The sequence below is a fragment of the Chitinophaga sp. genome (assembly GCF_035538455.1).
In the GTDB taxonomy this organism is placed as follows: domain Bacteria; phylum Bacteroidota; class Bacteroidia; order Chitinophagales; family Chitinophagaceae; genus Chitinophaga.
In genome coordinates, this window is the sequence record NZ_DATLKJ010000051.1 from 14,359 (window position 1) to 26,397 (window position 12,039).

Sequence of the window (12,039 nt, forward strand, 5' to 3'; positions counted from 1 at the left end):
CTTATATATTCCTGGTCACTGGATGTTCCTGATTCTTAACGGTTTTTCCTTCCAGAAATTTTTCCCAGTCCTTTAGTTTTTCTCCTTTCATTACTCTGGGAAACTTGTTCATAGCACCTTCTTTACCTTTGCAACGCAGGTATTCGATGAACAGGTCGTTGGACAGCACTTCCACGAACACTTCTTTCAGTGCGGAAGTTCTTTCAACAGCGTAGTCATCATTTACCTCAGCAAGCGTCTGGTCAATGATCTCGCGGATCTTTTCCTTATCTGCATTCAGGTTGTCTGTACCAATGTACCAGCGGTGTGCGAACAGATTTTCATAAGAAAAACCGGCAACAGTAAACTCTTTAACAGTGATGCCCAGTTTTTTCTGTACATTATCAATAGCCTTGTTCATGTTGTCGATGCTCATATGTTCCCCCGCGAGGCTGAGGAATTGTTTGGTACGACCCACAATCACAATTTCGTGTTCTTTTACAGAAGTGAATTTCACCACATCGCCGATCAGATAACGCCATGCACCAGCACAGGTAGACAGCATTACAGCATATTCCACATCTTCCACCACTTCATTGATCATGTACGATTTGGGGTTAGGCTTTACTTCGCCATCAGCATCAAAATTCTCCTCATTAAAAGGAATGAATTCGAAGAATATACCGGCATTCAGCACCAGCTTGATGCCCCTTACACCGGGACGCGCCTGGAAACCGAATGAGCCTTCAGAGGCCATATAGGTCTCAATGAAATTGACAGGTTTGCCAAGCAGCTTCTGGAAGCTCTCGCGATAAGGCTCGAAGGATACGCCACCATGAATATAGATAGCCAGGTTAGGCCATATCTCATGAATGTTTTTAACACCGTGGTATTTGATGATCTCCTCAAATACGATCTGTACCCATGCAGGTACACCGCACACAGTGCCTACATCCCATTGAGGAGCTTTGCGCACAATCAGCTTGATACGCTGTTCCCAGTTGGGTTTACGGGAGATGTTACCACCCGGCTTATAAAAACGGCGGAACCACCTGGGGATATTCTTAGCTTGAATACCGCTCATATCACCCTCGTAATAGTCGCCTTTTTCGAACAGGGAAGTAGTCCCTCCCAACATGAGAATCCCTTTGGTAAAGGATTTGGGAGGAATATTAAAATTGACCATGGAGTAAAGCTGCTTTACGCCTACTTTCTTCACGGTCTTCAGCATTGCCCTCGTTACAGGGATATGCTTGCTGGCAGATTCAGATGTACCGGAACTTAAAGCGAAATATTTGATTTTCTCCGGCCAGCTCACATTAGCTTCTCCTTCCAGGCAACGATACCACCACTCCTGGTGCATTTTACTATAGTTATGCACAGGCACTCTTTCCCTGTATTGCGCCAGAAAGTTAGGGCTATCCAGCATCTCCTGGAATCCATAATGACGACCAAACTCAGTGTCCTTAGCCTTCTCCAGCAAACGGTGCAGCACCTGCAGCTGGTATTGGCGAGGTGTCCCTAACTTAAACGTGAACTGCTTCCTGATACGTAGCGACCTGGAAATCAGATTACCTATAATGGCCATTAATTTTCCCTCTCTTTAATTGAACTGCAAAAATAAGTGGAATATTGATTACTAGCAGCTATATCGTGGCGAATTACAAATTATATTTTGAAAACAAATAATGTATACATGCAAAAACAATGCTACATGTAGGTTATAATTCGCAAGCAGTAATGCTCAATTCGTATTACCTTTGCGGCATGTTAAAAACAACTTTACTCAAAGCTACTGAAGCCGGCGGAAAAATACTGCAACAATATTTCAACGGCACTTTTGAAGTGAGCAGTAAGAGCACATTGAACGACCTGGTAACCGAAGCAGATAAGAAGTCTGAATCCGCTATTATCAACGTTATTCATGAAACTTATCCTGATCATTTCATTCTGAGTGAAGAGGTGGGAGAAATCAGAACCGCTTCCAATATCAAATGGATCATTGATCCCATAGATGGCACGGTGAATTTTGCTAACGGTATTCCCATCTGTTGCGTATCAATAGGAGTGGAAAAAGACGGAGAAGTTGTGCTGGGAGCCGTTTACAACCCTTTCATGAATGAGTTGTTTGTTGCGGAAAAAGGCAAAGGCGCTACCCTGAACGATAAACCTATCCATGTTTCTTCCAAACATAATGTGGAACAATCCTGCCTCGTGACAGGTTTTCCCTATAAATGGGAAGACGGACTCAATGATCCCCTGCAGGTACTGCAATATGTGATCAGGGAAGGCATTCCGGTGCGCCGCCTGGGATCAGCAGCCATAGACCTTTGCTGGGTGGCCTGCGGCCGCTTCGATGGTTTCTGGGAACATCACCTGCAACCCTGGGATGCCGCTGCCGGCTACCTCATGGTGGAAGAAGCAGGCGGAAAGATCACCGATTTCTCCGGTAATAAATATTCGCTCTACCAGAAGCAGATACTGGCTACTAATGGCCATATCCACAGCGGTTTACAGCATCTTATTAATGGTAAATAAGTACTTAAAAAATGGATCAGGAAAGAACTGAAATAAAAGACATGGGAGAATTCGGCCTGATCGAATACCTCACCAGGAATATAGAAATACAGAATGCCAGCACAGTACTGGGCGTAGGTGATGATGCAGCCGTAATAGATCATTTCGGCAAACAGACAGTGATCAGCACAGATATGCTGGTAGAAGGCATTCACTTCGACCTGATGTACACCCCACTGAAACATCTCGGTTACAAATCTGTAGTAGTAAACATTTCAGACATCTACGCCATGAATGCCACCCCCACCCAGATTACCATGAGTGTGGCATTTTCCAATCGTGTGTCTGTAGAAGCCCTCAACGAATTTTACGAAGGTGTATACGCTGCCTGCGAAAAGTATGGAGTTGACCTTATTGGCGGCGATACCAGTAACTCTCAGAAAGGATTCGTCATTAGTGTTACTGCCATCGGCGAAGTAACACCAGACCAGTTCGTAAGAAGATCCACTGCCCAGAAAGGCGACTTGCTCTGCGTTACAGGAGATCTTGGCGCTGCATATCTTGGACTCACACTGCTGGAAAGGGAAAAGAAAATCTTCCTCGAAAATCCTTCCCTGACACCTGATCTCGAAGACCAGACCTATATCATCGGCCGCCAGCTTAAACCAGAAGCACGTAAAGACATCATAGAGTTCTTACAGGAACAGGAGATCATCCCTACAGCCATGATGGATGTAAGTGATGGCCTCAGTTCTGAAATACTGCATGTTGCCAAACAAAGTAATCTGGGCGTAGTGCTGTATGAAGACAAAATTCCTATTGCTCAGGAAAGTCGTGAAATGGCACTGAAGTTCGGCCTCGATCCTACTGCCTGCGCCCTCAGCGGCGGTGAAGATTATGAACTGCTCTTCACCATGAAACAACAGGACTACGATAAGATCGTGTTGAATGAACAGATCAGTGTGATCGGCTACATGACCGATATTACTGAAGGAGCGCACATCCTTACCAAAGGTGGAAATAAATTCAAACTGGTAGCACAGGGCTGGAATGCATTCCAGCAGTAAGTTATTTCTTCACTGTTACCTTTACTACAGGGCTGTTATGCGTAGGTGGAAGATCTCCTGCAAATATGCAGAACTTCAGCTGATATTCGCCGGGCTTGTCTGGCATAATCACCTGAAGGTTGATCAACCGGCGTAAAACAGCCCTTTCCAATGTCATCTCAGATCTTACAGGCTGCAGATATTCATCTTTCTGTGTGAAGCCATAACCCAGCACTGCCTCACGTTCACGATCAATCGGAATAGGCTGCCGGTAGCCGTTATATGGCTGCAGGAATACATTCACCGCTTCACCAGGATGTGCAGTGATCTTTTGCAACGCAGGTTTCAACTGTATAAGTGAGTAAGAATGATAATCAGGCTCGATGTGATAATCCCAGGTTCCTCTTATTGTTTTAATACTATCTGTAATTGGAATCCCGGCTCCCGGCTCAAATACCAGCATTACCGGTTTGTTCCACAACTGGGTCTCCGTATTCCAGAAATTATACTGACTGCGGCGTGAATAACGGCTGTTAAGACTGTAAGACAGCTGCCCGCTGTAAAACATATACTTGGATGGCAATTGATAGCTGTTCAGGAATACCACCGGACGCCCTTCTGCGCGGGCTGCCACCTGCGACACCCATTCCTTGTTATGATGTATTTCGGGACGCACCTCCACGCCAGGCATAAAATCCCAGATCATATATACCCTTGTAACCACCACCAGCAGCAGGGTCACTGGCAATGAATAAAGCAACAGTTTCCTTGACCAGCCCTTTCTTACAATAGTATGGTGAGCCAGGATCACTGTAGGTGCAAATACCATCACCGTCCAGTTAGCTTCTACCCTGCCTTTGAAGGTACTCACCAGGAAAAATATCAGTACACCCGCAAGACTGAATTTAAGCGCACGCTCAAATGCATTCTGCACTGGACAGCGGAAAGCGTAATACAATAACAGCCATCCCATCAGCGGACCAAACAACAGCAGTTGTCCACCCAGGTAATCAAGCGTATAAGTGATGTCATAAGAGGTGGCATTACGCTCTATAAGATGGTATTGCAGTGATGGGAAACCGTGTGTATACTGCCAGTAGATATGTGGAAAGAAAAGAACGGTAGTGATGATACACGCCACATAGAATTTGAATACACGCAGTAGGTTCAGGTTCGACAACACCGTAAACGCCACCAGCAATATGCCGTGGTACTTGCTGTAAAACATCAACGCCATGGAAACGCCCAGCAACAACGTGCTTCGCCAGCTTTGCTTTTCCAGGAAATTGCGGTAAGCCCAAAAATACAGCGCAGCAAAAAATATCAACGGAATATCCGGCACGGCCAGGATGCCTCCTATCTGCATGGCGCCCATCGCGCCAATAATGAGGTAAAAGAGTATGTTGTCGCGGGATGCAATCAGCTTGGCTGTAGCCCAGATGGTGAGGGTATTCACTATCACAATCAGCAACCTTACGCCGAGTTCATTATGGAAGATACTGTAACCGGTCTTTATCAGCAGGGCAATCATGGGTGGATGATCGAAATATCCCCAGTCCATGTGACGGGAATATACCCAGTAGTAAGCCTCATCGTCCCAAAGTTCTGAAAAGCCTGCCTGGAAAAGGCCCAGGAGCAACCAGGATAAAAAGAAGAGGTTTTTGTACTGTGATCGTGTAAAAAAGCGCGTTATAGCATCCATGCGGACTAATAATGATTTAATCCTGCGAAGATAGCGCTTATTGTCAGTAAACAGAGAGGTTCCACTGAGGCGTTATCGCGACAAAGGCCGCCAGCGCACCCGGAGCAATACGCCCCAACTTATCATCAAGCTGCATGGCCTTTGCGGGATACAGAGATGCCATTCTTAACGCTTCCTCCATTGGAATATTCACTTTCTCCACACAGTTGCGTACTGCCTGCAGCATCGTCAGGCAGGAACCAGACAGCACGCCAGTGGCGCTCACAAACCTACCATCTGCACGTATATAGATATAGTCTCCTTCCCTGTTTTCCTCAATTGCATCGGTGATCAGGAATAAACGTTCTTTCATAATTTTCTTGCTAATGCCAATAGTAGCGAAGTCCACATGAAAGCCATCCGCTACAATGCTGGCCTGTACTTCCGGATGGTCATATATGGCCCCCACCAGACCGGGCGCACGGCTCTCCAGCTGTGACATCGCATTGAACAGATGTGTAGCATGATGGATACCATTTTCAAATGACGTATAGGCCTCTCCGTAAGTGGCGTTGCTGTGGCCGGCAAACACAGTGATACCAGCATCCCGTAACTGTCTCACCAAAGCAGGGTCACAACATTCCGGCGCCAGGGTCATAATCTTTACCACATCGCGGCCGTTGTTGAGTATCCAGTCAATATCTTCCTGCCGGGGCCTTCTGATATACTGCGTTAGGTGCGCACCCTTCTTTACCGGGTTGATAAACGGTCCTTCCAGATGCAATCCCAGTATACCTTTGCCGCCCGCCTGCCAATATTCTCTTACAGCCTTCATGGCCTCCAACATGATCTCAGGCGAATGGGTAGCCACTGTTGGTATAATATGCGCAGCGCCGCCCGCCCTGCTGTATTCATAAGTAGCGGTAAGTGATTCAACGGAAGGATACAGGGAGAAAACCTTTCCATTTCCGCCATAGATCTGTAGATCTACGAAAGCCGGGGCAAGCAGGGCGCCTGCAAGGTCTGTTCTCTTAAAAGAAGGATCTGCTTCAGCAACGGGTACAACAGCAGTGATGATTCCGTTATCTGTTATAACAGCATGGTCTTTCAGCGTCCTGCTTCCAGTGAAGATCAGGCCGTTTACATACGCAGTGGGCATGGTTATTATTTTACTGGTCGAACTTCGTACAACTCTAAAGGTAACCCGTCAGGGTCAGCAAAAAAAGTAAAACGCTGCCCGGTATGCGGATCAATACGTATCATTTCTGTAGTTATTCCTCTATTGTTCAGCACGGTCACGGCAGCTTCAATATCTGTTACACTGAAGGCCAGGTGCCGCAGTCCGCAGGCTTCCGGGCGGCTTACCCTTGGCGGCGGATCTGGGAAAGAAAACAACTCGATGATGTACTGATCTCCTAATGCCAGGTCAAGCTTCCAGGAATCACGCTCTTCACGATACACTTCCCGGATAATCCGCAGCTGCAGTACATCAGTATAAAAAGCCTTACTACGCGCGTAATCAGAGCAGATTACGGCGATATGATGAACTGCATGTAATAACATCAGACAGTTTGATTTTCGAGAATGGTAAAATGATCGGCGTCTTTGAGGAAAGGTATGTTTTTCCTTATCTCATCCAGGTGATCACGTTTAAGAGTATATGTAAATATATCCTCATCATGTGATTTGCGGTAAATGATCTCTCCCATCGGATCGATCAGGCTGGTGTCGCCGCTATGATAGATATTGTTGCCATCGTCTCCCACACGGTTAACGCCGATAGCATAACACTGGTTTTCGATAGCCCTTGCCTGTAGCAGCGTTTTCCAGGCTGTACTACGCCTCTCCGGCCAGTTGGCAACGTATACCAGCACGTCGTATGCAGGTGCGCCGGTTTCGGATTGTATGGTGTTGCGCGCCCATACCGGGAAACGCATATCGTAGCAGATATTCAGATTGATCTTCCAACCCTTCACCTGAGCGATCAGCCGTTTGTTGCCCGGCTCATAATGCTCATGTTCTCCGGCATAACCAAAGAGATGACGTTTGTCGTATGTGCCGTAGGTCCCGTTAGGCAACATCCAGATAAGGCGGTTCAGGTAATGGCCGTTCTCTTCTATGATCAGGCTTCCGGTAAGTATAATATTTTTCTCAGCGGCTTTTTTCTTCATCCATTGTACAGCACTGCCGTCCATTGTTTCGGCAAGACGTTCCGGTTGCATACTGAAACCGGTACTGAACATCTCGGGTAAAAACACTACTTCGGTCCGCTCTCCGATGTTGTTGATCTTTTCATCAAACATCTGCAGGTTGGCTGCTATATCTTCCCAGTATAAACGGGACTGGATCAATGTTACTTTTAGGTCTGACATTACTAGGTTATTATTCTTACAAATTTACTACCCCTGAGGTTAGAAACTTTTTAAATTATATGCCCTTCAGTCCTCATTATTTACAATCTGTTCAAGCGCCTGGTTGATCAGATCCGATTCAAAGCCTCGCTGTAACAGGTATTGCATTGTTTTATACCGCCGCTTCATAACAGTGTCACCTTTCAGCGACTGGTATTTCTTCTCTGCCTGCTTTTTCAACGCTGCCTCATAGTCATCCGGATCTATTTCTGCCAGCCCTTTCCGGATGCAGTAAGCCGATACCTGCTTTTGTTTCAGTTCCGACTCAATCTTCTTCCTTCCCCACTGTTTTATCCGAAACTTCCCCCCGGCAAAGGCTTTCGCATATCTTTCTTCATTCAGGAAATTATCGGCAATAAGGGTGGCGATGGCTTCATCCACTTCCGCTCCGCGCATGCCTATTTCCAGGGCTTTGTATTTCACTTCCTGGTGACAACGTTCCTGGTAGGCACAATACCTGCGGAGCTGTTCTATAGCTTGCTGCATACAGCTTTCAGCGTTTATTACCGGCACGCTGACAACATGCCTGCGCACCTGGTCTGAATTTATTTGTTGACGATCCTCAGCTTAGCGTAATTGAGCATGATCTTCTTTTCACCGCCGCCTTTGGGGAATACCACCGTAGCAATACGATTATTAGTCGCGCCCTCCATAGCAGTGATAGTGCCAAAACCAAACTTCTGGTGTTCCACCTCCATACCCGGCTCCATTGTGGCTGGATCATCAGGTGTAAAGCCAGGAGTGGGTACATGTGTACTCGCTGCGGATGTAGGCCTGGCCACTGGCTTGGATGCAGGCTGGGATTGCTGTGCAGGCGCTTTCTTCTGCAACCTGTCGAACATATTGCCGCCATTGCCCCAACCGGAGGTGTTTCCTCCGCCGAAAGCGTTGCGTACACTGCCTCCACCGGCATAGCTTCGGTCAATAAATTTCTCCGGCATTTCTTCCAGGAAGCGGCTCGGCTCATTCTGTACCAGGTTACCGAAGCGGTAACGGCTGTTGGCGTGTGTGAGCCACAGTTTCGCCTTTGCACGGGTAATGGCTACATAGAAAAGACGTCTCTCCTCTTCCAGCTCCTCACGTGTGTTGATAGACATTCCACTTGGAAACAGCGTTTCTTCCAAACCTACTGTGAATACCACCGGAAACTCCAGCCCCTTAGCAGCGTGGATAGTCATCAGTTTCACAACATCACTGTCTTCATTATTCCCCTGATCTGCATCGGTCAGCAGCGTAATCTGTTGCAGATAAGAACCCATGCTCTTATCCAGCAACTCTCCTTCCTCATCAGGTGTTTCCGTAAATTCTTTGATGGAGTTCAACAGCTCCTGCACGTTTTCGTAACGGGCAAGACCCTCTGTAGTTTTATCGTTGAAGAGTTCTTTTACAATGTTGGTGGATTTTCCTACCATTACAGCAACGTCGTAGGCATTGTGCTTGTCCAGCGATGCCTGGAAGCTGCGTATCATCATTACAAACCCTTCTATAGCTTCAAGCGTGCCTCCCTTGAAACCAAACTCCCGCGCACGTTCCAAAACTTCCCACATAGTGATATTGTGTTCATTGCTAAACACAATAGTCTTTTCGATAGTGGTTTTACCAATGCCACGCACCGGATAATTGATGATCCTTTTCAGGCTTTCTTCATCCCTTGTATTCATAACAACGCGGAGATAGGCTACAAAGTCCTTGATCTCTTTACGCTGGTAGAACGACAGGCCCCCATAGATACGGTAAGCAATACCTTTGCGACGCAGGCTTTCCTCGAAAGAACGGCTCTGCGCATTGGTTCGGTAAAGGATGGCAAAATCGCGGTTCTCAAAATGATTGCGGAGCTTTTGCTCTGCAATGGTGTCTGCCACAAATTTACCTTCTTCATTATCGGTCATGGTTCGCACCAGCTTGATGGTGTCGCCTTCCATGTTGTCAGTCCAAAGGTCTTTCTCTATCTGTCCGGTATTATGTGCAATCACCTCATTGGCCACATTCAGGATAGACTTGGTACTGCGGTAGTTCTGTTCCAGTTTTACCACTTTCACATCATCATAATCCTTCTCAAACTGGAGGATATTCTGGATGGTGGCGCCACGGAAAGAGTAGATACTCTGTGCATCATCACCAACCACACAAATATTTTCATGAACAGCGCCCAGCAGTTTGATGATCTCGTACTGTGCAGGGTTGGTATCCTGGTACTCATCGATCATGATATATTTGAACTTATGCTGATACTTGTGTAATACTTCGGGGAAACTCTTCAGAAGCTGATACATTTTGAAGAGCAGATCATCGAAGTCCATAGCGCCGTTTTTAAAACAGCGTTTGGCGTACATATCGTAAATCTTGCCAATCAGTGGCCTGTTAGCCCGCATATCTTCCTGCTGCACGTAATGGTCATGCTGATATTGCTCAGGGCTCATCAGGCTGTTTTTGGCAGCAGATATGCGGTTGTATACGAAGCTGGGTTTATAGTGTTTATCATCCAGATTTAGTTCGTTAATGATGGTTTTCAGCACGCTTCTGGCATCATCAGTATCGTAGATGGTGAAATCATTCGGATAACCAAGCCTATGGGCTTCAGCGCGCAGCAACCGGGCAAACACAGAGTGGAAAGTACCGATGTAGAGATTACGGGCTTCATTGCTGACCAGTATTTTCTCCACACGTTCTTTCATTTCGCGGGCCGCTTTGTTGGTAAATGTAAGCGACAGGATGTTAAAGGCATCTACACCATTCCGCATAAGATGGGCAATGCGGGTAGTAAGTACTTTTGTTTTTCCCGAACCGGCGCCTGCAACAATCATCAGGGGGCCATTGATATGTATAACCGCTTCCCTTTGCTGTTCGTTAAGTTCATCTAAATAGTTTGCCTTCATCACGACATTTTTGTAGGGTGTAAAAGTACGAAATGAAATTACGAATTACGAATTACGCTTTCCACACCACCCGTTTAAAACCGTGATAAAAAATAAAATGGTTAACCATGCAGCTGAAAAAGCAGAAGAACAAAGGATTGTAGCCGTTTACAGTAGCAACCGGGCTAACCAGAGCCCGCAAATATAGGTACAACAGGTATTGGCCGACTATCTGCCGGGTTATTGCAGATAATACAGTGATACATTCGCGCACAATAATCCAGCTTACTCCGGGGTATTCATCCGGGTGTTCATAGAAACAGCAGCTGTCTTTAATGGTTTGTCCTGAATTTGCAGGCCCGGGTTAAGCAAAAAATTGTCAATGCCTGGTGATCCTTGTTTTCAGCATCTTCCTGGCAAAATGAATACGGCTCTTTACAGTACCGAGTGGTTCATTCAGGATAGCAGCGATCTCATAATATTTATATCCTTCAAAATACAGCAGGAACGGCTGTTTAAAGATAACCGGCAGATTATAGATTGCCATCTGTACATCCTTCACACGCAGGTCTGCTTCAGCAAAATTGCCAATGGCTGAGGGTTGATGGCTCAGCAGGAAATCACCCACTGCATTGTCGATCAGTTTGTACTGACGGTTACCACGACGGTAATTATTAATGAAAATATTACGCATGATTGTATACAACCATGCACGGATATTAGTCCCTGCGAGGTATTTGTCACGATTGGATAAAGCCCTGAACAAGGTTTCCTGGTAGAGGTCTTTGGCAGACTCAGAGTCCTTGGTCAGTGTAACTGCATATGGGCGCAGGAAATCAGCGTTTCCTAGCAGCAGATTATTAAATTCGGTGGATGACATAACGGTTAACTTTAAGCTTTTGAGAATTGACTACGGCTGACAATCTTTTTTTGAGAGAAAACTTCAAATAGTAAGCGGATGCCGGCTCATGCGGCTCCGTTGCAGGCACCTATACAAGAACTGCCAGGGCGGTATCAACACCCTGAAAGACGATACAGGTGCCTTACACAAGTGTCTCGACTATCATTGTGAATTGTTTTTAGTTAGTAAATACAGCATATGGGGAAATTTGAATGACAATAACCAGATCTGTAATCAACCAGGAATGAACGCCAACGCAGGAAGTAACAAAGACACCGGTCCGTCAGGCCAATACAGCCATTAGGGCCGTCTATATAATTGTGCTATTCCACAGCGATTAAATACATAAAGTAAGGATACCGTATCTCGTGCCAACCAGCCAGGATTTCCATTTAACAAATTCTTCAGGGTTTACATGTCCACTTCATAAACTACACCGACCAATTTTTCGTTCGTTGAACAACTCTCAGATATGGTGAAAAAATCGCGCACAACCAGGTAATATGTTTCCGTAAAAATTTCATAGAACACCTTCTCAGCTTACCGGTAATAATACCGCTATATATAACTCTTCAACAGGTAGATACACACTCTCTCCGTTATGTAGGGTAAGGGGTCAAAACGAATAAGGTGATAGGTATTTTCATAA

General features: G+C 46.0%; 10 protein-coding genes. 2 read left to right on the forward strand and 8 right to left on the reverse strand.

Annotation, left to right across the window (positions count from 1 at the left end; translation table 11 throughout):
* Position 1 precedes the first annotated feature (1 nt).
* A complete protein-coding gene (locus VM802_RS06655; protein ID WP_325529038.1) occupies positions 2-1,567 on the reverse strand; it encodes a GH3 family acyl-acid amido synthetase in 1,566 nt (521 codons plus the stop codon).
* A gap of 179 nt (positions 1,568-1,746) precedes the next feature.
* Between VM802_RS06655 and VM802_RS06660 the strand changes: the two genes are divergently transcribed.
* On the forward strand, positions 1,747-2,517 hold the full coding sequence (locus tag VM802_RS06660; RefSeq protein WP_325529039.1) for an inositol monophosphatase family protein: 771 nt from the start codon (positions 1,747-1,749) through the stop codon (positions 2,515-2,517).
* A gap of 11 nt (positions 2,518-2,528) precedes the next feature.
* Positions 2,529-3,563 carry a thiamine-phosphate kinase gene (gene thiL, locus VM802_RS06665; protein ID WP_325529040.1) on the forward strand — a complete coding sequence of 345 codons (1,035 nt, stop codon included), beginning with the start codon at positions 2,529-2,531 and terminating at the stop codon, positions 3,561-3,563.
* A gap of 1 nt (position 3,564) precedes the next feature.
* Here thiL and VM802_RS06670 read toward each other — a convergent pair whose 3' ends face one another.
* The 7 genes from VM802_RS06670 to VM802_RS06700 form a co-directional block, all read right to left on the reverse strand.
* On the reverse strand, positions 3,565-5,244 hold the full coding sequence (locus tag VM802_RS06670) for an ArnT family glycosyltransferase (RefSeq protein ID WP_325529041.1): 1,680 nt from the start codon (positions 5,242-5,244) through the stop codon (positions 3,565-3,567).
* A 43-nt stretch (positions 5,245-5,287) separates the two neighbouring features.
* Complete coding sequence (gene nagA, locus VM802_RS06675; RefSeq protein WP_325529042.1) at positions 5,288-6,382, reverse strand: N-acetylglucosamine-6-phosphate deacetylase; 1,095 nt, start codon at positions 6,380-6,382, stop codon at positions 5,288-5,290.
* Positions 6,383-6,387: 5 nt separating this feature from the next.
* A complete protein-coding gene (locus tag VM802_RS06680) occupies positions 6,388-6,786 on the reverse strand; it encodes a VOC family protein (protein ID WP_325529043.1) in 399 nt (132 codons plus the stop codon).
* A complete protein-coding gene (locus VM802_RS06685) occupies positions 6,786-7,595 on the reverse strand; it encodes an amidohydrolase (RefSeq protein ID WP_325529044.1) in 810 nt (269 codons plus the stop codon). Before VM802_RS06685 ends, VM802_RS06680 begins: the two co-directional genes overlap by 1 nt.
* Before the next feature lie 66 nt (positions 7,596-7,661).
* Positions 7,662-8,120, reverse strand: coding sequence for a regulatory protein RecX (locus tag VM802_RS06690; protein WP_325529045.1), 459 nt, complete (start codon positions 8,118-8,120; stop codon positions 7,662-7,664).
* Between the two features lie 59 nt (positions 8,121-8,179).
* On the reverse strand, positions 8,180-10,510 hold the full coding sequence (locus VM802_RS06695) for an ATP-dependent helicase (protein WP_325529046.1): 2,331 nt from the start codon (positions 10,508-10,510) through the stop codon (positions 8,180-8,182).
* A gap of 358 nt (positions 10,511-10,868) precedes the next feature.
* Complete coding sequence (locus tag VM802_RS06700; RefSeq protein WP_325529047.1) at positions 10,869-11,369, reverse strand: RNA polymerase sigma factor; 501 nt, start codon at positions 11,367-11,369, stop codon at positions 10,869-10,871.
* Positions 11,370-12,039: the final 670 nt, after the last annotated feature.